Here is a 20,998-nt window from a genome sequence, read left to right as displayed (position 1 = left end):
ACCCGCCACGGATGCGCGCCGGCGCACATAGGGTCGGCGCGGGTGGCGCTGCGCTATCATGACGGCCTCGGGCCGCCCGGCCGCCCCGCGCCGGCACGTCGCCCCGCCTGCCCGGAAAGCCGCCATGCGCTTGCGTTTCCTCGAAGACCAGGAAGTCACACTGCTCGCGGCCATCCCGGTCGGGATCGTCGCCGCCATCGCCACCACGCTGTTCGAGGAGGCGCTGGAGGGCGCGGGCGTCGTGCTGTTTTCCAGCCATGCCGACGTGGTCACGGTGTTCGCAACGCTGGCGCTGGCATGGCGCGTGGTGGTGCCGGCCGTCGGCGGCGCGCTCGCGGGCGGCCTGCTGGTGCTGGCCAACCGCCTGGCCAGCACCCATCCCGGCGCCACCGACTATATGGAAGCGGTCGCCAGCGGCAGCGGCCGGCTGCCGGTGCGCATCACCCTGCTGCGCGCGCTGTCTTCTTTCTTCTCGATCGTCAGCGGCAGCTCGGTCGGCAAGGAGGGCGCGATGATCCAGCTGGCGGCGCTGTGCGGATCGCTGTTCCCGTCGACCCGGATCGAGCGCGGCGGCGGCTCCAACATGCGCCGCATGCTGACCGCCTGCGGTGCCGCGGCGGGCCTGGCCACGGTCTACCACACCCCTTTTTCCGCCGCCGTCTTTGTCGCCGAAGTCGTGTTCGGCGCGCTCGCGGTGCAGCGCCTGATGCCGCTGTTCCTGGCCTCGGTCGCCGGCGCCATGGTCAGCCAGTGGCACGGCGGGCTGCAGCCGCTCTACCCCGGCCTCGATATCGCCCCGGACCTGCGCCCGCAGATCCTGCTGGCCGCGGCGGCGCTGGGCGTGGCTGCCGGCATCGCGGGCGCGCTGTTCCTGCGCGCCGCCGGCTTCGCGCGCAGCCGCTTCGCGGCGCTGCCGGGCGGGCCGGTGGCGCGGCTGACGCTGGGCGGTGCGCTGGTCGGCGTGCTGGCGATGGCGGTGCCGGAGGTGGTCGGCAACGGCTTTTCCACCATCCAGACCCTGCTGCAGGAGCAGCCGCTGAGCGTGCCGGTGGCGGTCGTGCTGCTGGCCAAGCTGGCGGCCACGGTGATCAGCATGGGCTCGGGCGCGGTCGGCGGCGTGTTTACGCCGTCGCTGTTCGTCGGCGCGGCGCTGGGCCAGCTGCTGGCGCTGGGCATGCAGGGCGCGGCGGCGGGCGCGGCGCCGCTGCTGCCGCTGGTGGGCATGAGCGCCTTCCTGGCGGCCACCAGCCAGGCGCCGCTGATGTCGGTGCTGATGGTGTTCGAGATGACGCTGGCGCCGGCGCTGCTGCTGCCGTCGATGATCGGCGCGGTGGCGGCGTACTACACGGCGTCGCGCTGCCAGACGCTGTCGCTGTACAGCGTGATCGCCGAGCGCGCGCAGGCGTCGGCGGCCGCCGAGCATGCCCGCACGCTGACGCTGGCCGGCCTGTGCGACCCGACCGACACTGTGCTCGCCCCCAGCGCCACGCTGGCCGCCGCCGCCGACAAGTTCGCCGAGACCGGCACGCGCTACCTCTACCTGGTGCAGGCCGACGGCCGCCTGCTGGGCGCGCTGTCGATCCATGCCTTGCAGCGCGCGCAGCGCGAGGGCGCGCCCGACGACGTGCTGGCGCTGGCGGAACGCGATTTCCCGGCGCTGACGCCGGACTCGCGGCTGCGCGACGCCCTGGCCGTGTTCGCCGAGCACGGCATCAACCGCATCCCGCTGGTGCGCGACCGGGCCGGACGCGAGCTGATGGGCACGGTTTCCAAGCAGCGCGTGCTGCAGGAGGCATCCTGCCTGTTCTGACGCCGCTTGCGTGCCACACCGTCGGCCACACCGGGCAGGCGCCGGCGAGGTAAAATGCGCGGTTGCCCGCCTTTCGGCCACGGCCGCGGGCCATCCACCCACCGCATCGCCCCATTTGCCGGAGTTCCCCATGCCAGCAGGTCGTGATACGCGCCGCCAGGCGCCGGAGTCCATGACATCCAGCCGCCTGCGCAAGCGTTGGGCCGGACTGGCGTGCGGCGCGGCGCTGCTGCTGGGCACGGCGGTCGCCGCGGCCCAGCCGGTGCGCGTGCTTCCGGACGATGCCGCGGCGGCCAGGCTGGTCATCGCCGCGCCGTCGGCGGGCGCGCCGCAGACCGCCACGCTCGACGGCAAGCGCGTAGGCGTGGCGCCGGGCCTGCGCCTGTTCGGCACCGACAACCAGTTGCTGGCCAGCACCGCGGTGGCGGGCCAGAAGCTGCCGGTGCGGTACAAGCTGGACCTGTACGGCCAATTGCTGACAGCGTGGGTGCTGAGCGAGGCCGAACAGCAGGCGCTGAAAAAATAACCACCCCCGAAGTGCGACCGGTGCGCCCCACGCGCCGGCCGTGTTGTTGCCACACCCTGATGCCCCCAGGTCAACCACTGAGATCGGCATATGAAGAAAGTTTTCGTCAAGACGTACGGCTGCCAGATGAACGAGTACGACTCGGACAAGATGGTCGACGTCCTCAACGCCAGCCAGGGGCTGGAAGCCACCGACAACGTCGAAGACGCCGACGTGATCCTGTTCAACACCTGCTCGGTGCGCGAGAAGGCGCAGGAGAAGGTGTTTTCGGAACTGGGCCGGATGAAGGCGCTCAAGGCCGCCAAGCCCGACCTGGTGATCGGCGTGGGCGGCTGCGTGGCGAGCCAGGAAGGCGCCAGCATCGTCTCGCGCGCGCCCTATGTCGACGTGGTGTTCGGCCCGCAGACGCTGCATCGCCTGCCTGACCTGATCGCACGCCGCCAGCGCACCGGCCAGTCGCAGGTGGACATCTCCTTCCCCGAGATCGAGAAGTTCGACCACCTGCCGCCCGCGCGCGTCGAGGGCCCGAGCGCGTTCGTGTCGATCATGGAGGGCTGCTCCAAGTACTGCAGCTACTGCGTGGTGCCGTACACGCGCGGCGAGGAAGTGTCGCGCCCGTTCGAGGACGTGCTGGCCGAAGTGGCGGGCCTGGCCGAACAGGGCGTGCGCGAAGTCACGCTGCTGGGCCAGAACGTCAATGCCTACCGCGGCAAGATGGGCGACACCAGCGAGATCGCCGACTTCGCGCTGCTGATCGAGTACGTGGCCGAGATCCCGGGCATCGAGCGCATCCGCTACACCACCAGCCATCCCAAGGAATTCACCTCGCGCCTGGTCGAGCTGTACGGCCGCTGCGACAAGCTGGTGAACCACCTGCACCTGCCGGTGCAGCATGCGTCCGACCGCATCCTGATGGCGATGAAGCGCGGCTACAGCGTGCTGGAATACAAGAGCATCATCCGCAGGCTGCGCGCGCTGCGCCCGGACATGTCGATGTCGTCCGACTTTATCGTCGGCTTCCCCGGCGAGACCGATGCCGATTTCGACAAGCTGATGGCGATGATCGAGGAGATCGGCTACGACACCTCGTTCTCGTTCATCTTCAGCCCGCGCCCCGGCACGCCAGCGGCCAACCTGCACGACGACACCCCGCGCGAGGTCAAGCTCCAGCGCCTGCAGCGGCTGCAGGCCACGATCGAGGAAAACGTGCAGCGCATCAGCCGGAACATGGTCGGCACGGTCCAGCGCATCCTGGTCGAAGGTCCGGCGCGCAAGGACCCGACCGAGCTGCATGGCCGCACCGAGAACAACCGCGTGGTCAACTTCGCTTTGCCCGGCGTGCCGCAGGCGGGGCGCGACCGGCTGGTCGGCCAGCTGGTCGATGTCAGCATCACGCAGGCGTTCCCGCACTCGCTGCGCGGCGAAATCGTGGTGCGCCAGTAAGGCTCCGACCCATCCACCCCAGCAGCTTCCAGCGAGGCCATCGCCCAACGATGAAAATCCCTTCCGCAGAATTTGTCGCCCCGCGGGACGACAACACCCGGCTGCAGAACCTGTGCGGCCCGCTCGACGAGAACCTGCGCCAGATCGAGCAGGCGCTGGACGTGACCATCCAGCGCCGCGGCCACCGCATGACCATCCGCGGCACCTACGCGCAGGATGCCGCGCTGGCGCTCGAGCGCTTCTACAACCAGGCGCGCACGCCGCTGTCGATCGACGACGTGCAGCTGGGCCTGGTCGAGACGCGCCAGCTCAGCGCGCATGGCAGCTACCTGCCGGGCAACGGCAACGGCGATGACGACGAGGCCGAGCGCGAGGAAGGCGACGAATCGCCGGTGCTGCATACGCGCCGCACCGGCCTGCAGGGCCGCACCGTGGCGCAGCGCGACTACCTGCGCAATATCCTGTCGCACGACCTGACCATGGGCATCGGCCCGGCCGGCACCGGCAAGACCTACCTGGCGGTGGCGTGCGCGGTCGACGCGCTCGAGCGCGACGCGGTCAAGCGCATCGTGCTGACCCGCCCCGCGGTGGAAGCCGGCGAACGGCTCGGCTTCCTCCCCGGCGACCTGGCGCAGAAGGTCGACCCCTACCTGCGGCCGCTGTACGACGCACTGTACGACCTGCTCGGCTTCGATCGCACGCAGAAGATGTTCGAGCGGCAGATGATCGAGATCGCGCCGCTGGCGTACATGCGCGGGCGCACGCTGAACCATGCCTTCATCATCCTGGACGAGGCGCAGAACACCACGCCCGAGCAGATGAAGATGTTCCTGACGCGCATCGGCTTCGGCTCCAAGGCGGTGATCACCGGCGACACCACCCAGATCGACCTGCCCAAGGGCCAGAAGAGCGGCCTGGTCGAAGCGCAGCACGTGCTGCGCGACGTGCGCGGCATCGCCTGCACCCGCTTTACCAGCATCGACGTGGTGCGCCATCCGCTGGTGGCGCGCATCGTCGATGCCTATGACGAATACCACGCCCAGCACAAGGACGCTTAATTGAAATCGCAGAAACCCCAGTCTTCCGGCGTCAGCCTGACCCTGTTCGATGGCGAAGGCCGCGCGCGCAAGAGCGCCGCGCACGCGCTGCGCGTGCAGCTGCCCGACGGGCGCAGCCTGACGCTGGACCTGACGCAGGCCGCCGACGGCGTGATCGCGCTGCTGGCCGAGCACACCGATACCAACCAGCAGGCCGGCCTGCTGGTACGCCCGGACAACCATGACGCGCTGTCGGTGGCGGTGACCGCTGCGCCGCTGACCACCACCACCGGCACCCCGGCCACGCCGCCGGCGCTGGAGCTGGAGGTCCAGCACGGCGACGGCATCGCCAAGGGCAACGGCCTGCCGGCGCGGCGCAAGCTGGAGACCTGGGTCAAGTCGGCGCTGTACGCCGACGCCGCGCTGACCATCCGCTTTGTCGGCGAGGAAGAAGGCCGCACGCTGAACCGTACCTATCGCGGCAAGGACTACGCCACCAATGTGCTGACCTTCGCCTATGCCGAGCGCGAGGAAGACCCGGTCAGCGGCGACATCGTGCTGTGCTGCCCGGTGGTGGAAGCCGAGGCGCGCGCGCAGCGCAAGCCGCTCGAAGCGCACTACGCCCACCTGGTCGTGCATGGCGTGCTGCATGCGCAAGGCTACGAGCACGAGGACGACGCCGAAGCCGAGGAAATGGAAGCGATCGAGACCGAGACGCTGCAGGCCCTCGGCTATGCCGATCCTTACCGGGCGGAGAAGGCCGACCGGGCCGCGTGATGCGGCTGCCGCAGGCGGCGCCGTCGAGCGTCTCCTGCGGCACATCTGAAGTACGGCCGCGGCCCGCCGTCACGGGATCGACAGGCTTTTAGTGTATCCTTCAGACGATCTCCACCACGCGCTCGCCGCGAAATGAACGACCCCTATCCCAGTTCGAAGCCCGCTTACCTGAAGCAGGCCGATCGGCCCAGATCGCTGCTCGAACGCCTGTCAGACCTGATCTCCCCCGAGCCGGACACCCGCGCGGAATTGCTTGAAGTGCTCCAGGAAGCGCATGAGCGCAGCCTGATCGATGCCGATTCCCTGTCGATGATCGAGGGCGTGTTCCAGGTTTCCGAACTGACCGCCGCCGACATCATGGTGCCGCGCGCGCAGATGGATCTGGTCAATATCGCCGACGCGCCGGAGACCTTCATCCCCTTCATGCAGCAGACCGCGCACTCGCGCTTCCCGGTCTACGAAGGCAGCCGCGACAACATCATCGGCATCCTGCTGGCCAAGGACCTGCTGCGCTACTACACCGATCCCGCCTTCGACCTGCGCGAGACCCTGCGCCCGGCGGTGTTCATCCCGGAATCCAAGCGCCTGAACATCCTGCTGCGCGAGTTCCGCATCAACCGCAACCACATCGCCATGGTCGTCGACGAATACGGCGGCGTGGCCGGGCTGGTGACGATCGAGGACGTGCTGGAACAGATCGTCGGCGATATCGAGGACGAATTCGACCTCGACGAAGACCAGGACAATATCCTGCCGATGCCCGACGGCAGCTGGCGCGTGCACGGCCTGACCGAGATCGCGCAGTTCAACGAAGCCTTCGGCACGGCCTTCTCCGACCAAGATGTCGACACCGTCGGCGGGCTGCTGTCCAACCACGTGGGCCACGTGCCCCACCGCGGCGAAATCATCACGCTGCCGCCGATCCGCTTCGAGGTGCTGCGCGCCGACGCGCGCCAGGTGCACCTGCTGCAGGTGCACCGCGAAGCCAACACTGACAGCGCCAGCGCGGCCAGCGCATGAAGCTCCCCGCCCCGCTCCCTGACGGCGCCGCTGCCGACGCCGGCGCCACCGGCGTGCCCGGCACGCGCGCGCCTTCGCGCGCCGCGACGCTGGCGCGGCTGCTGCTGGCGGGCGTGCTCGGCATCGCCCATACCCAGGCCTTCGCCCCACACGACTGGTGGTGGCTGCAGGTCCTGTCGCTGACCGGCCTGGCCGCGCTGATCGCCGATGCGCCGCGCACGCGCGTGGCGGGCGCCATCGGCTATGCCTTCGGGCTGGGCTGGTTCCTGTCCGGCATCTGGTGGCTCTATATCAGCATGCATGTGTACGGCGAGATGCCGTCGTGGATGGCCGCGCTGGCGGTGGTGCTGTTCTCGGGCTTCCTCTCGCTCTACCCCGCGCTGGCCGGCGCGCTCTGGTACCGGCTGACGGCACGCCCGCCCGCGGGCACGCTGCTGGCGCCGCTGGCGTTCGGCGCGGCGTGGGGCCTGAGTGAATGGCTGCGCGGCGTGGTGTTCACCGGCTTCCCGTGGCTGTCGGGCGGTTATGCGCACGCCGACGGCCCGCTGGCGGGGTTCGCGCCGGTGCTGGGCGTGTACGGCATCGGCGCGCTGGCCGCCGCGGTGGCGGCGCTGCTGGCGGCGGCGGTGCGCGGGCTGGGCCGGGGCGAACGGCGCCGCGCGCTGGTTGCGCTGGCGCTGGCCCTGCTGGTGCCCGCCGCCGGCGCGGCGCTGGCGCCGCTGGCCTGGACCACGCCCGCCGGCAAGCCGCTGACGGTGCGGCTACTGCAAGGCAACGTGGCGCAGGACATCAAGTTCGAGCCCGCCGGCATCCAGCGCTCGATCGAGCTGTACCGCGACATGATCACCGCGGCGCCGGCCGACCTGGTGGTGACGCCCGAAACCGCGTTCCCGGTGATCCTGCAGGAATTGCCGGTCGATGTGGCCGTCGCCGTGCGCGACTTCGCGCTGGAGAGCGGCACCACGGTGCTGTTCGGTGCCGCCGGCGCCGATTCCCCGGTCGACTTCACCAACAGCGTGTTCGGCCTGGGTCCGGAAACCGAGCGCCTGTACCGCTACAACAAGCATCACCTGGTCCCGTTCGGCGAATTCATCCCGCTGGGGTTCCGCTGGTTCGTCGACATGATGAAGATGCCGCTGGGCGACTTCCGCCGCGGCGGGCTGGACCAGGCCTCGCTGCCGGTGCGGGGCGTGCGCGTGGCGCCGAACATCTGCTACGAGGATTTGTTTGGCGAAGAAATCGCGCAGACGCTGCGCCAGCAGCCGGCACCGGCCAACCTGCTGGCCAACCTGACCAACCTGGCGTGGTTCGGCGACACCATCGCGCTGGACCAGCACCTGCAGATCTCGCGCATGCGGGCGCTGGAAACGCGCCGGCCGATGCTGCGCTCGACCAATACCGGCATGACCGCGGTGGTACGCCCGGACGGCTCGGTGCAGCACCGCCTGCCCACCTTCACCGTGGGCACGCTGACGGCCGAGGTGCAGGGCATGCAGGGGCTGACGCCCTATATCCGCTGGGGCAACGCGCCGGTGCTGGCGCTGATGGCGCTGGTGCTGGGCACGGCGGCGTGGCGCGCGCGCCGGGCGCGCAAGGCCGGCTGAAGGCGCAAGGCTGGCAGGCGCCGGGCGCAGCGGATTACCGCCGCCGGCCCGGCGCCGGTGGCGCGTCGGTGGCGCGCCGGCAGGTTCAGTTCACCAGTCCGGTCACCACGGACACGGTGGCCGCGGCGATCATGACCGCGATTGCGACCAGATAAGGTTTGCGAGAAAGAAGTGCCATGATCCGAATGTCCCCATCGATAATCAGTGTCTGACAGACGGCTGCCGCGGTACGGCCCGGCACGGCCTGTCAATCGCAACGCTCTGAAACGGGTTGCTTACTCATACTGTATACAAAAACATTATCGGCAAGCAGCGGCGTGACTTGAAATCGGCGTCAGTATTTTCCCGATACGTTGCGCAGGGCCGACATCCGCACAACGCGCCGCAACGCGACGCACCGGCCCGGCCATCGGTGCGTGCCCTATGCAGCCCCGCCAAACGGGGCGCCGCGCCAAAAAGCCGATAGAATTCAGGGTTTGGCAAAATCCGTATGCGGCGGCTCCGGCACGTGCTGCGCGGCCTCGGCTTGCCTCCGCTTGCCTCTACCTAGTCTTCCTATGCTGACCTTCCAACAAATGATTCTGACCCTGCAGGCCTACTGGGACCGGCAGGGCTGCGCGCTGTTGCAACCCATCGATCTGGAGGTCGGCGCCGGCACTTCCCACGTACACACCTTCCTGCGCGCGATCGGCCCCGAGCCCTGGCGGGCGGCCTACGTGCAGCCGTCGCGGCGCCCCAAGGACGGCCGCTACGGCGAGAACCCGAACCGGCTGCAGCACTACTACCAATACCAGGTGGTGCTCAAGCCCGCGCCGGAGAACATCCTGGAGCTGTACCTGGGCTCGCTCGAGGCGCTCGGCCTGGACCTGAAGCAGAACGACATCCGCTTCGTCGAGGACGACTGGGAAAACCCCACGCTGGGCGCGTGGGGCCTGGGCTGGGAAGTCTGGCTCAACGGCATGGAGGTGACCCAGTTCACCTACTTCCAGCAGGTGGGCGGCATCGACTGCAAGCCCATCACCGGCGAAATCACCTACGGCATCGAACGCCTGGCGATGTACCTGCAGAAGGTCGAGAACGTCTACGACCTGGTCTGGACCGAGTGGGTCGAGAACGGCGAGACGCGCCGCCTGACCTACGGCGACGTGTACCACCAGAACGAGGTGGAGCAATCCACCTACAACTTCGAGCACAGCAACACCGAAATCCTGTTCCGCCATTTCGCCGAGCACGAGGGCGAGGCCCGGCGGCTGATGGGCAACGGCGAAGATGCCGACGCCGCCAAGGAAGCCGGCACGCGCCTGGCGCTGCCGGCCTACGAACAGGTGCTCAAGGCCGCGCACACCTTCAACCTGCTCGATGCGCGCGGCGCGATCTCGGTCACCGAGCGCGCGGCGTATATCGGCCGCATCCGCAACCTGTCGCGCCAGGTGGCGCAGGCCTACTACGACTCGCGCGAAGCCCTCGGCTTCCCGATGTGCGGCCAGCGCGGAGCGCGGGCATGAGGCTGCTGGCGCGCAGCGCGCTGGGCTGCGCCCTGGCCCTCGCCGCGCTGGCCGCGGCGGGCAATGCCGCCGGCGCGCGCGCGCAGGCCGCTCCCAGCGCGCAGGTGCTGATGCTGCCGGCCGAACTGAGCAACGTGTGCGAGGCCGACGCGCAGGCGCTGCAGCTGGCGATGGCGCGCCAGTGGCGGCCGTCGCTGAACGCGCTGGACCAGTGGACGCAGCTGGTGCGCTCGTTCTCGTGCGACCTGTCCGGCCAGCGCGACCTGGGCTGGCACCGGGTGCCGCTGCGCGCCTATGAAAGCGCGATCCGCTACCCGCTGACCTGGGTGGAAACCGAGACCCACAACGGCCGCACCCGGCGCAAGGTCAAGACCTACTACTCGGCCTCGCAGCTGCCGCCGAAGATTGATTTCTGGGTGGGCGGGCGCATCGACGAGATCCGCTACGACAAGCGCCTGCGCCGCATCGACGCGCGCTTCCCGGCGGCGGGCAGCCGCGGCGGCAGCAACGGCGCCGCCAGTGCCGCGGCGGCCGCGCAATGCGCCTACACCACGCTGCAATTCCGGCAACAGAACGGCCTGTGGCTGCTGTCCGGAGTCGAACCTAATCTTTCGCCGCGCTGCTGAGCCAAGCGGCGCGCGCTACAACCTGTTGGATACGATTCATGTCGCAACCCATGACCGACTCGCTGCTGATCGAACTGTTCACCGAAGAGCTGCCCCCCAAGGCGCTGGCGCGCCTGGGCGACGCCTTCGCGCAGGGCCTGTTCGCCGGCCTGGGCGAGCGCGACCTGCTTGAGCCGGGCGCCACCGTGACGCCGTTCGCCACCCCGCGCCGACTGGCGGCGCTGGTCAGCGGCGTGCGCCGCAACGCGCCGGACCGCGAGCAGCGCGAGAAGGTCCTGCCGCTGTCGGTGGCACTGGACGCCAACGGCGAACCGACCGCCCCGCTGGCCAAGAAGCTGGCCGCGCTGGCCAAGTCGGTCGGCGTTGCCGAGATCGACTGGCAGTCGCTGGAGCGCGCCTCCGACGGCAAGGCCGAGGCCTTCTTCTACCGCTACACCGCGCGCGGCGCCGAGCTGGCCGCCGGGCTGCAGGCCACGCTGGAAGACACCGTGGCCAGGCTGCCGATCCCCAAGGTCATGAGCTACCAGCGCCCGGACGGCAGCACGGTGCATTTCGTGCGCCCGGCGCACAGCCTGATCGCCCTGTTCGGGGCCGAGATCCTGCCGGTGACGCTGCTGGGGCTGCAGGCCAGCAACCTGACCCAGGGCCACCGCTTCCTGTCGCATGGCGCGATCGAGATCCGCCACGCCAGCGACTATGCGCAGCAGCTGGAATCCGCCGGCCGCGTGGTGGCCAGCTATGCCGAGCGCCGCGAGCGCATGCGCAGCGCGCTGCTGCAGGAGGCCGGCGCCGACCAGGTCATCATGCCCGACTCGCTGCTCGATGAAGTCAACTCGCTGGTGGAATGGCCGGTGGTGTACGCCTGCCATTTCGAGGAAGCCTTCCTGGCGGTGCCGCAGGAATGCCTGATCCTGACCATGCAGACCAACCAGAAGTACTTCGCGCTGACCGATGCCGACGGCCACCTGCGCAACCGCTTCCTGATCGTGTCGAACCTGGCCACCGAGACGCCGCAATCGATCATCAGCGGCAACGAGCGCGTGGTGCGCCCGCGCCTGGCCGACGCCAAGTTCTTCTTCGACCAGGACCGCAAGAAGACCCTGGCCTCGCGCGTGCCGCAACTGGCCAGCGTGGTCTACCACAACAAGATCGGCACGCAGCTGGACCGCGTGCAGCGCCTGCAGCAGATCGCCGGCCATATCGCCGATGCCCTCAACGCCGCCGGCGTGGCCACCGACAAGGCCGCCGCGATGCGCGGCGCCGAACTGGCCAAGGCCGACCTGCTGACCGACATGGTGGGCGAGTTCCCCGAGCTGCAAGGCACCATGGGCACCTACTACGCCCGCCACGACGACGAAGCCGAGGACGTGGCGCTGGCCTGCTCCGAGCACTACCGCCCGCGCTTCGCCGGCGATGCGCTGCCGGCAAGCGCGGTCAGCACCGCGGTGGCGCTGGCCGACAAGCTCGAGACCCTGGTCGGGATCTGGGGCATCGGCCTGCAGCCGACCGGCGAGAAAGACCCGTTCGCGCTGCGCCGCCACGCACTGGGCATCCTGCGCATGCTGATCGAGAAGCCGCTGGCGCTGTCGCTGTCGTCGCTGCTGGCGCAGACCCAGCAAACCTTTGCCGGCATCGCCGCGGTCAAGCCGGCGCCCGAGGCCATCCTCGACTTCCTGTACGACCGCGTGCGCGGCTACCTGAAGGACAAGGGCTACACCACCAATGAAGTCGAGGCCGTGGTCAGCCTGCGCCCGGACCAGCTGCATGACATCCTGGGCCGCATGGAAGCGGTGCGCACCTTCGCCGCGCTGCCCGAGGCCGAGGCCCTGGCCGCCGCCAACAAGCGCATCACCAACATCCTGCGCAAGAACACCGAGCCGGTGGGCGCGGTGAACCCGGCGCTGTTCCAGGAAGACGCCGAAGGCGCGCTGCACGCCGCCATCGAGCGCGTGCGCCCGGCGGTCGAGGCCGCCTTCGCCAGCGGCGACTTCACCGCCGCGCTGCGCGACCTGGCCCAGCTGCGCGACGCCGTCGACCGGTTCTTCAACGACGTGATGGTGATGGCCGAGGATGCGCAGCTGCGCGCCAACCGGCTGGCGCTGCTGGCCTCGCTGCATGCGCTGGCCAACCGCGTGGCCGACATCTCCAAGCTGGCCGCCTGAGCGGTTGCCCCAGACCCCAGCAACCGCCGGAGCCGCACATGCCGCAGACACCTCCCAAGTTTGTCATCCTGGACCGCGACGGGGTGGTCAACCTCGACAGCGACCAGTTCATCAAGACCCCCGATGAATGGGTGCCGATCGACGGCAGCCTGGAAGCCATCGCCGCGCTCAACCAGGCGGGCTACCGCGTGGTCATCGCCAGCAACCAGTCCGGCATCGGCCGCGGCTTGTTCGAGATGAGCGCGCTCAACGCCATGCACGAGAAGATGCATACGGCGCTGGCACGGCTGGGCGGACGCGTCGAAGCGGTGTTCTTCTGCCCCCATACCGCCGCGGACGGCTGCGAATGCCGCAAGCCGCGCTCGGGCATGCTGGAACAGATCAGCGAGCGCTTCGGCATCGAGCTGCGCGGCGTGCCGATCGTTGGCGATTCGCTGCGCGACCTCGAAGCCGGCGTGGCGGTCGGCTGCGCGCCGCACCTGGTGCGCAGCGGCAAGGGCCTGAAGACGCTCGACAAGGGCGGGCTGCCGCCCGGCACGCAGGTGCACGACGATCTGCGCGCCTTTGCCCGCTGGCTGACCGGCAACGACGGCGGGCAGCGCCAGCCTGCCCAGAGTGCCCAGAGCGGCCACGGCGCCGCCGGCTGACCAGGCCCGCGGCTGACCGCCCGCACCCATTCCCTATTTGCGCCCCCCGCATGACGTTCCTTCGTTCCCTGTTGTTCGCGCTGTACCTGCTGGTGCTGACGCCGCCCTACGCCTGCGCCTGCTTCCTGGTGTTCCCGTTCATGAATGCCGACCAGCGCTTCCGCTTCGTGCGCGGCTGGCCGCGGCTGGTCATCGGCGCCGCGCGCATCATCTGCGGCATCCACTACCGCATCCAGGGCCATGAGCACATGGACAGCATGCTGGACAAGCCGGTGGTGCTGCTGTCCAAGCACCAGTCGGCCTGGGAAACCGTGGCCTACGTCGCGCTGATGCCCAAGCCGCTGTGCTTCGTGTTCAAGCGCGAGCTGCTGCTGGTGCCGTTCTTCGGCTGGGCGCTGGGCATGCTGAAGATGGTCCATATCAACCGCAAGGAAGGCACGCGCGCGTTCGCCTCGGCCGCGCGCCAGGGCCGCGAGCGGCTGGCCGAAGGCGCCTGGATCATCATGTTCCCGGAAGGCACGCGCACCCCTTCGGGCCTGGAAAAGACCCGCTACAAGAGCGGTGGCGCGCGCCTGGCGGTGGAGACCGGCGCCTGGGTGCTGCCGATGGCGGTCAACTCGGGTCGGGTCTGGCCGCGCAATTCCTTCCTGAAATATCCCGGCATGGTGACGATCTCGGTCGGCCCGCCGATCGCGTCGGCGAACAAGACCGCCGACCAGCTCAACCAGGAAGTGGCCGACTGGATCGAACGCGACATGCGCCGCATCGACCCGGACAGCTACCGGCCCGCGCAGCAGCGCAGCGAGTCGGCCGCATGAAGCTGCTGCGACCCGCTGCGGAGGCCGACGGCGCGCAGCTGGAGCTGCCGCTGGCGGAACCCGCCCACGCGCCGCAGCCGGCGGCGCCGCTGGCGCCGGAGCTGCCCCATCCGCAGCAACAAGCGCCCGTCTGGCCGGTGCCGCAGCCCAATGCGCGCCTGCTGCAGATCGGCGAGCGGCCGCTGCACTACACCCTCAAGCGCTCTGCGCGCCGCACCATCGGCTTCACCATCGACGACCGCGGCCTGTCGATCACCGCGCCGCGCTGGGTCACGCTGGCCGATGTCGAGGCGGCGATCCTGGAAAAGCAGCGCTGGATCTTCAACAAGCTGGGCGAGTGGCGCCACCGCGAAGCGCGCCGCGTGCTGCCGACGGTCCAGTGGCGCGAGGGCGCTGCCCTGCCCTTCCTCGGCCAGCCGCTGACGCTGGCGCTGGAGTCGCCGATCGGCGCGCTGCTGTTCGATGCCGACCGCCGCGTGCTGCACCTGGCGCTGCCGGCCCATGCCGACGAGCAGCAGATCAAGGACCGCGTGCAGGGCTGGCTGCAGCAGCAGGCGCGCCGCCTGCTGGCCGAACGGCTGGACCTCTATGCCGCCAGGCTGGGCGTGCGCCACACCGGCTTCGCGCTGACCTCGGCCGCGACGCGCTGGGGCAGCTGCACCGCCGACGGCAAGATCCGGCTGAACTGGCGCCTGATGCATTTCCCGCTGTCGATGATCGACTATGTCGCCGCGCATGAACTGGCGCACCTGAAGGAAATGAACCACGGCCCGCGCTTCTGGGAAACCGTGGAGTCGATCTTTCCCGAGTTCCGCGACGCCCGCGCGCAATTGCGCGCGCACCCGCCCGAGCTGCTGCCGACATTCTGAGGGCCGGGAGCGGGCCCGGTGGGTTTCGGCCAAAGGCACTAAAATGGCGCCTTCCTATACCGATAACAGTTGAAGGCCCTCCCATGCGACTCCTCCACACCATGCTGCGCGTCGGCGACATGCAGCGCTCCATCGATTTCTACACCCGCGTGCTCGGCATGCAGCTGCTGCGCCAGAGCGACAACCCCGAGTACAAGTACCGCCTCGCCTTCGTCGGTTATGGCCCCGAGAGCGAAACCGCGGTGCTGGAGCTGACCTACAACTACGGCGTCGACAGCTACGACCTCGGCACCGCCTACGGCCACATCGCGCTGGAGACCGACGATGCCGCGGCCGCCTGCGACCGCATCCGCGCCGCGGGCGGCAAGGTTACGCGCGAGGCCGGCCCGGTCAAGGGCGGCACCACCGTGATTGCCTTCGTCGAAGACCCCGACGGCTACAAGATCGAGCTGATCGAGCGCCATTCCACCCTCGACGCCAGCCGTCCCTGAAGGCCTGGTCCGTGAGCACGCAAGGCGTCGCGCGGCAGCCGCTCGACGGCATCGCCATCGGCCTGATGGTGGTGCTGTGTGCCGCCTGGGGACTGCAGCAGGTGGTGATCAAGGTGACCGCGCCGCTGATGGGCGCGGTGCTGCAGGCCGGCGTGCGCTCGGCGGTGGCGGCGCTGCTGGTATTCGGCTTCGCGGCGTGGCGCGGCACCCCGCTGTGGCGGCGCGACGGCACGCTGAACGCCGGCCTGCTGGCCGGGCTGTTGTTCGGCGCGGAATTCTTCTGCATCTTTGTTGGCCTGGGCCACACCACAGCGTCGCGCATGGCGGTGTTCCTGTACACCGCGCCGATCTTCACCGCGCTGGGACTGCATTTCGCGGTGCCGGGAGAGCGGCTGCGCACCGGGCAATGGCTGGGCGTGGCACTGGCGTTCGCCGGCATGGCGCTGGCCTTTGCCGATGGCATCGCTGCGCCGTCGGCGCAGGGCAGCACGCTGCTGGGCGATGCGCTCGGCATCCTCGCCGGCGCGCTGTGGGCCGCCACCACCGTGGTGGTGCGCGCCAGCCCGCTGGCCGGCGCACCGGCCAGCAAGACGCTGCTGTACCAGCTGGCGGTGTCCGCGGTGATGCTGCTGGCGATGGCGGTGGCCGCAGGCCAGACCATGACGGTACAGCTCGACGGCGTGGTGCTGGCCAGCCTGTTCTACCAGTCGGTGCTGATCGCCTTTGCCAGCTACCTGGCGTGGTTCTGGCTGCTGCAGCGCTACCTGGCGTCGCGGCTGTCGGTGTTTTCCTTCCTGACGCCGCTGTTCGGGGTGGCCTTCGGCGTGGTGCTGATGCACGACGCCGTGGGCCCGCGCTTCGCCGTGGCGGCGGTGCTGGTGCTGGCGGGGATCGTGCTGGTGAATCGAAGGGCGTGAGGGGCGCCACGGTTCGTGGTTGAAAGCCGTTGGCCTTGCTTCGTGTGGCCCGTTGCTAGCCCACCCCTCACCCCTGCCCTCTCCCCATGAGGGGAGAGGGAGAACACCTTGCTCAGGCGAGCTCGGGCGGCTTGGGAGCGCCCAGACCAGTGCCGCCTGGCGGCGTCCCAGATTTAGCGGCGCGCCTCGAACGAGAACATGCCCAGCGCGTCGCGCACCTCTTCCAGCGTTTGCTGGGTCAGCGCGCGCGCCTTCGCGGTGCCCTGGCGCAGGATGTCGAAGACATAGTCCGGATCCTTGGCCAGCGCTTCGCGGCGCTCGCGGATCGGGGCCAGCATGTCCTGCAGCACGCCCTCGATGCGGCGCTTGAGCACCATGTCGCCGAGCCCGCCGCGCTGGTAGTGTTCCTTCAGCGCCTGGACTTCCTCGGCGTTCGGATCGAATGCATCCAGGTAGGTGAACACCACGTTGCCCTCGACCTGGCCGGGATCGGACACGCGCAGGTGGTTGGGGTCGGTGTACATGCTGTGCACAGCGGCCTTGATCTGCTCGGGCGCGGCCCCCAGCGCGATCGCGTTGCCCATCGACTTGCTCATCTTGGCCTTGCCGTCGACGCCGGGCAGGCGGCCGAACTGCGGAATCATCGCCTTGCACTCGGGCAGCACGTCGCGGCCGACCTGGTGGTTGATGCGGCGCACGATTTCGTTGGTCTGCTCGATCAGCGGCGCCTGGTCCTCGCCCACCGGCACCACCTCGGCCTTGAAGGCGGTGATGTCGGCGGCCTGCGAGGCCGGATAGCACAGGAAGCCGGCCGGGATGTCGCGGCCGAAGCCGCGTGCCTGGATCTCTTCCTTGATGGTCGGGTTGCGCTCCAGCCGCGCCACCGTGACGAAGTTCAGGTACATCAGCGTCAGTTCGGCCAGCGCGGGCAGGTGCGACTGCACCGTGATCGTGGTCTTGGCCGGGTCGATGCCGACCGCCAGGTAGTCCAGCGCCACCTCCAGCACGTTGCGGCGCACCTTGTCGGGATCGTGCGCGTTGTCGGTCATGGCCTGGGTGTCGGCCAGCAGCAGGTACTGCTCGTGCGAATCCTGCAGCGCGACGCGGCTCTTGAGCGAGCCGACAAAGTGGCCGAGGTGCAGCGGGCCGGTGGGACGGTCGCCGGTCAGGATCACGGGACGCCGGTTGGTTTGGCTGGTTTGGGCTGTCATGGGACGGTCTTGCACGGAAATAGTCGCGGGAAAATCGGGATGCTTGGGAATGCGGGAAGCCGGCGCGCTCAGGCGGCCTGGCCGGGAGCCTTGTCGCCCAGGCGCCGGGCCAGTTCGACATACTCGCCGACCGGCACTTCCTCGGCGCGCCGGCCCAGGTCGAAGCCCATGGCATCGAAATCGACCTGGTCGCGCAGGAACGACAGCGTGTTGCGCAGCACCTTGCGCCGCTGCGAAAACGCCGCCGTGACCACGTCGCCGAGCACGGTGATGTCGCAATCGGCATGCGGCGAACGCAGCCGGCCGTCGCCGTGGCGCGGCCACGGGATCATGCGGACCACGGCGGAGTCGACCTTGGGCGGCGGATTGAAGGCGCCCGGCGGCACGTCCAGCACGTGTTCCATGTAGTAGCGCACCTGCAGCATGATCGACAGCCGGCCGAAGGCCTTGCTGCCGGGCTCGGCGACCATGCGCTCGACCACCTCCTTCTGCAGCATGAAGTGCTGGTCGTGCACGTGGTCGGCGAACTCCATCAGGTGGAACAGCAGCGGGCTCGAAATGTTGTACGGCAGGTTGCCGACGATGCGCAGCGGGCGGCCCGGCACGGCCAGCTTGTCGAAGTCGAAGTCGAGCGCGTCGCCGGCGTGGACCTGCAGGCGGTCGCCATAGCGGCGGCGCAGGCGCTCGACCAGGTCGCGGTCCAGCTCGACCACCTGCATCTGCGGAATCCGCTCGAGCAGCGGGTCGGTCAGCGCGCCCAGGCCCGGCCCGATCTCGACCAGCACGTCGCCGGCCTGCGGGCTGATGGCATTGACGATGCCGTGGATGATGGTGTCGTCGACCAGGAAGTTCTGCCCGAATCGTTTGCGGGCCACATGGCCCTGGTGCACGTTAGAACGCATGATGTATTAGTCCGGCGTCAGCATGGCGGCTGCGTGCCGGAAGGGGTATGGCCCGGGGCACCGCCGCCGGGCCGGCGGCCGTTGGCATGGCCAGACATGATAACCGCCGTGCGGATGGCCTCGATCATGCTGCCGTGCTCGGCCTGGCCGGTGCCGGCGAGATCGAGCGCGGTGCCATGGTCCACCGACGTGCGGATGAAGGGCAGCCCCAGCGTGATATTCACACCGTGGCCGAAGGTGCCGTACTTGAGCGGCGCCAGCCCCTGGTCATGGTACATCGCCAGCACGCAGTCGGCATCGCGCAGGTGGCGCGGCTGGAACAGCGTGTCGGCCGGGAACGGTCCGCGCGCATCGATGCCGGCATCCTTGGCCTGCGCCAGCGCGGGCGCGATGACGTCGATCTCTTCGCGGCCCATATGACCGCTTTCGCCGGCGTGCGGGTTCAGGCCCGTGACCAGGATGCGCGGCCGCGCGATGCCGAAGCAGCGGCGCAGGTCGGCATCGATGATGGCCAGGGTCTGCACCAGCAGCGGCACCGACAGCGCATCGGGCACCGCGCGCAGCGGCAGGTGGGTGGTGGCCAGCGCCACGCGCAGCATGGCATCGTCGTGCGCCGGCTGCGGGCCGGCCAGCATCATCACCACGCGCGGCGCGCCGGCGCTGTCGGCCAGGTATTCGGTATGGCCGGTGAAGGGCACGCCGGCGTCGTTGATGGTGCTCTTCTGCACCGGCGCCGTGACCATCGCGGCATAGCGGGGCGCGGCGCCGCCCTGCGCACGGCAGCCGTCGATGGCGGCATCAAGCAGCTTCAGCACATAGCGGCCGTTGCGCGCGTCGAGCCGTCCGGCCTCGCACGCCACCGCCAGCGCGATGTCCTCGATCACCACGCCGCCGTCGGCAATGCGCCGCTCCCAGGCATGGGTGACGCCCAGCGCCTCGGCCCGTTCGGCCAGCATGCGGGCATCGCCCAGCACATGGAAGCGGCAGGCCCGGGCCTCGGCGCCATGGTTGGCGCCCGCCAGCTGCAGCAGGGCCCCGATGGTGATATCGGGGCCGATGCCGGCAGGTTCTCCGGTGGAAATGGCCAGGGCTAGCGGGTCGGGCATGTCGGCTTGGCGCTGAGGGGCTGAAGGCGGGCGGACGGGGGCCGGCGCGTCAGCGCTGCCGGTTGACCCGGTACTCCACGTACGCCTGCGAGCGCAGCTGGCGCACCCAGTCATCATAGGCGGCGCGCAGCTTCTGTTCGCGCACTTCGGCACGGGCGAAGTCGCGCTGCTTCTCCGGCGACAGCTCGGTCTCGCGGCGGTTCAGCACCTGGATCAGGTGCACGCCGAACTGCGTGACCACCGGCTCCGAAATCTCGTTCGGGCGCAGCCGGCTCATGGCCTGCTCGAACTCGGGCACCAGCTCGCCCGGCGACACCCAGCCGAGATCGCCGCCGTTCTGCGCCGAGCCATCCTGCGAGAAGCGCTTGGCCGCGTCGGCAAAGTCGCCGCCATGGGTGATGCGGTCGCGCAGCGTGCCGAGCTGGCGGCGCGCCTCGGCCTCGGGCATGTTGGGGCCGGTGCGGATCAGGATGTGGCGCACCTGGGTCTGCGTGATCTTGCCGGCCGCGGCCGGGCCCGAGGCCGGCGCCGCGCGCTTGGCCACCAGCTTGATCACGTGGAAGCCGGCGGCGCTCTCGACCACCTGCGGCGCCACCGCGCCGGGCTGCAGGTCGACCACGGCATTGGCGAACAGCGCCGGCAGGCGGCCGATCTCGCGGAAGCCCATGGCGCCGCCCTGGGCCGCTTCCGGGCCTTCGGAGCTGGCCTGCGCCAGCTGCGCGAAGTCGGCGCCGTCCTGGGCCTGCTTGAGCAGCCCCTCGGCCTTGGCGCGCAGCGCCTGCTTCTGCGCGTCCGAGGCATTCTCGGGCACGCGCACCAGGATCTGCGCCATGTTGTATTCGGTCGGGCCGCCGGCCGCGCCCTGGCCGCCGCGCGCCGCCAGGTAGTTGTCGATCTCGCCGTCGTAGACCTGCACCTTGGAGTCGACCTCGCGCTCGCGCAGGCGGATCACCTGCACCTGCTTGCGCAGCTCATCGCGGTACTTGGTCCAGGTCATGCCGCTGCCCTCGACCCGGCGACGCAGCTCGGCCGCGTTCATCTGGTTCTGCTGCGCCACCGATTCGATCGCGCGGTCGACTTCCTGGTCGGTCACGCGGATGCCGGCGTCCTGCGCGGCCTGGGTCTGCACGCGTTCCATCACCAGGCGCTCGAGCACCTCGCCCAGCAGGTCGGCGCGCGCGGGTACCGGACGGCCGCCGGCACGCAGCTGGCTCTCGATCTCGTCGGCGCGGTCAAGCAGTTCGCGTCGCGTGATCACGCTGTTGTTGACCACCGCCACCACTTCGTCGATCAGCTGCGAGCGCTTCTGGCCGCCGGCCTGCGGCACGCCCAGCTTGGGCTGGCTGGACGGCGCGGTAACGTCGGACGCCTGCGGCACGAAGATGCCGCTGGCGCGCGGCGTGCCGGGCGCCTTCAGTTGCGCGGCGGCGGGCACCGCCATCGCGGCCAGCACGGCCGGCAGCAGCAGCCGGTGCCAGGACGTCAGCAAAAAGGAAAACACGGCGAATTCTTGACGTTTCATCGTAA

19 protein-coding genes are annotated in these 20,998 nt (G+C 69.6%); 15 read left to right on the top strand and 4 right to left on the bottom strand.

Annotation, left to right across the window (positions count from 1 at the left end):
• Nucleotides 1-124 precede the first annotated feature (124 nt).
• From GA0116996_RS04790 to GA0116996_RS04720, 15 genes are all read left to right on the top strand, one after another.
• Entirely contained in the window at nt 125-1,810 is a 1,686-nt protein-coding gene (locus GA0116996_RS04790; protein ID WP_092307780.1) for a ClcB-like voltage-gated chloride channel protein, read from the top strand.
• 130 nt (nt 1,811-1,940) lie between these two features.
• A complete protein-coding gene (locus tag GA0116996_RS04785) occupies nt 1,941-2,336 on the top strand; it encodes a hypothetical protein (RefSeq protein ID WP_092307778.1) in 396 nt (131 codons plus the stop codon).
• 90 nt (nt 2,337-2,426) lie between these two features.
• Nucleotides 2,427-3,779: a tRNA (N6-isopentenyl adenosine(37)-C2)-methylthiotransferase MiaB gene (gene miaB / locus GA0116996_RS04780; RefSeq protein ID WP_092307776.1), complete on the top strand. Its 1,353-nt coding sequence runs from the start codon at nt 2,427-2,429 to the stop codon at nt 3,777-3,779.
• Nucleotides 3,780-3,829: 50 nt separating this feature from the next.
• Complete coding sequence (locus tag GA0116996_RS04775; protein ID WP_092307774.1) at nt 3,830-4,837, top strand: PhoH family protein; 1,008 nt, start codon at nt 3,830-3,832, stop codon at nt 4,835-4,837.
• Nucleotides 4,838-5,593, top strand: coding sequence for an rRNA maturation RNase YbeY (gene ybeY, locus GA0116996_RS04770; protein WP_092307772.1), 756 nt, complete (start codon nt 4,838-4,840; stop codon nt 5,591-5,593).
• Nucleotides 5,594-5,725: 132 nt separating this feature from the next.
• Complete coding sequence (locus GA0116996_RS04765; protein ID WP_092307770.1) at nt 5,726-6,613, top strand: HlyC/CorC family transporter; 888 nt, start codon at nt 5,726-5,728, stop codon at nt 6,611-6,613.
• Complete coding sequence (gene lnt / locus GA0116996_RS04760) at nt 6,610-8,217, top strand: apolipoprotein N-acyltransferase (protein WP_092307768.1); 1,608 nt, start codon at nt 6,610-6,612, stop codon at nt 8,215-8,217. Before GA0116996_RS04765 ends, lnt begins: the two co-directional genes overlap by 4 nt.
• Before the next feature lie 557 nt (nt 8,218-8,774).
• A complete protein-coding gene (gene glyQ / locus GA0116996_RS04755; protein WP_092307766.1) occupies nt 8,775-9,722 on the top strand; it encodes a glycine--tRNA ligase subunit alpha in 948 nt (315 codons plus the stop codon).
• Nucleotides 9,719-10,348 carry a hypothetical protein gene (locus GA0116996_RS04750; RefSeq protein ID WP_092307764.1) on the top strand — a complete coding sequence of 210 codons (630 nt, stop codon included), beginning with the start codon at nt 9,719-9,721 and terminating at the stop codon, nt 10,346-10,348. Before glyQ ends, GA0116996_RS04750 begins: the two co-directional genes overlap by 4 nt.
• A gap of 38 nt (nt 10,349-10,386) precedes the next feature.
• Nucleotides 10,387-12,510, top strand: a complete 2,124-nt coding sequence (gene glyS, locus GA0116996_RS04745; RefSeq protein ID WP_092307762.1) for a glycine--tRNA ligase subunit beta — start codon at nt 10,387-10,389, stop codon at nt 12,508-12,510.
• 38 nt (nt 12,511-12,548) lie between these two features.
• Nucleotides 12,549-13,157: a D-glycero-beta-D-manno-heptose 1,7-bisphosphate 7-phosphatase gene (gene gmhB / locus GA0116996_RS04740; RefSeq protein WP_092307760.1), complete on the top strand. Its 609-nt coding sequence runs from the start codon at nt 12,549-12,551 to the stop codon at nt 13,155-13,157.
• 50 nt (nt 13,158-13,207) lie between these two features.
• Entirely contained in the window at nt 13,208-13,975 is a 768-nt protein-coding gene (locus tag GA0116996_RS04735) for a lysophospholipid acyltransferase family protein (RefSeq protein ID WP_092307758.1), read from the top strand.
• Nucleotides 13,972-14,844, top strand: a complete 873-nt coding sequence (locus tag GA0116996_RS04730; protein ID WP_092307756.1) for a M48 family metallopeptidase — start codon at nt 13,972-13,974, stop codon at nt 14,842-14,844. Before GA0116996_RS04735 ends, GA0116996_RS04730 begins: the two co-directional genes overlap by 4 nt.
• 83 nt (nt 14,845-14,927) lie before the next feature.
• Complete coding sequence (gene gloA, locus GA0116996_RS04725) at nt 14,928-15,335, top strand: lactoylglutathione lyase (RefSeq protein WP_092307754.1); 408 nt, start codon at nt 14,928-14,930, stop codon at nt 15,333-15,335.
• Nucleotides 15,336-15,400: 65 nt separating this feature from the next.
• A complete protein-coding gene (locus tag GA0116996_RS04720) occupies nt 15,401-16,252 on the top strand; it encodes a DMT family transporter (RefSeq protein ID WP_167355478.1) in 852 nt (283 codons plus the stop codon).
• A gap of 173 nt (nt 16,253-16,425) precedes the next feature.
• On the opposite strand, the gene trpS is transcribed toward GA0116996_RS04720, so the two are convergent.
• From trpS to GA0116996_RS04700, 4 genes are all read right to left on the bottom strand, one after another.
• On the bottom strand, nt 16,426-17,463 hold the full coding sequence (gene trpS / locus GA0116996_RS04715; protein ID WP_092307750.1) for a tryptophan--tRNA ligase: 1,038 nt from the start codon (nt 17,461-17,463) through the stop codon (nt 16,426-16,428).
• 68 nt (nt 17,464-17,531) lie between these two features.
• Nucleotides 17,532-18,365: a 16S rRNA (adenine(1518)-N(6)/adenine(1519)-N(6))-dimethyltransferase RsmA gene (gene rsmA, locus GA0116996_RS04710; RefSeq protein WP_092307748.1), complete on the bottom strand. Its 834-nt coding sequence runs from the start codon at nt 18,363-18,365 to the stop codon at nt 17,532-17,534.
• A 17-nt stretch (nt 18,366-18,382) separates the two neighbouring features.
• Nucleotides 18,383-19,471 (bottom strand): 4-hydroxythreonine-4-phosphate dehydrogenase PdxA, encoded by a 1,089-nt coding sequence (gene pdxA / locus GA0116996_RS04705; RefSeq protein WP_092307746.1) that lies wholly within the window; start codon nt 19,469-19,471, stop codon nt 18,383-18,385.
• Nucleotides 19,472-19,520: 49 nt separating this feature from the next.
• A complete protein-coding gene (locus GA0116996_RS04700; protein WP_092307744.1) occupies nt 19,521-20,993 on the bottom strand; it encodes a peptidylprolyl isomerase in 1,473 nt (490 codons plus the stop codon).
• Nucleotides 20,994-20,998: the final 5 nt, after the last annotated feature.

This window comes from Cupriavidus alkaliphilus (assembly GCF_900094595.1).
GTDB classification, from domain to species: domain Bacteria; phylum Pseudomonadota; class Gammaproteobacteria; order Burkholderiales; family Burkholderiaceae; genus Cupriavidus; species Cupriavidus alkaliphilus.
The sequence above is the reverse complement of the archived record's forward strand: the minus strand, read 5'-3'. Positions and strand labels throughout refer to the sequence as shown.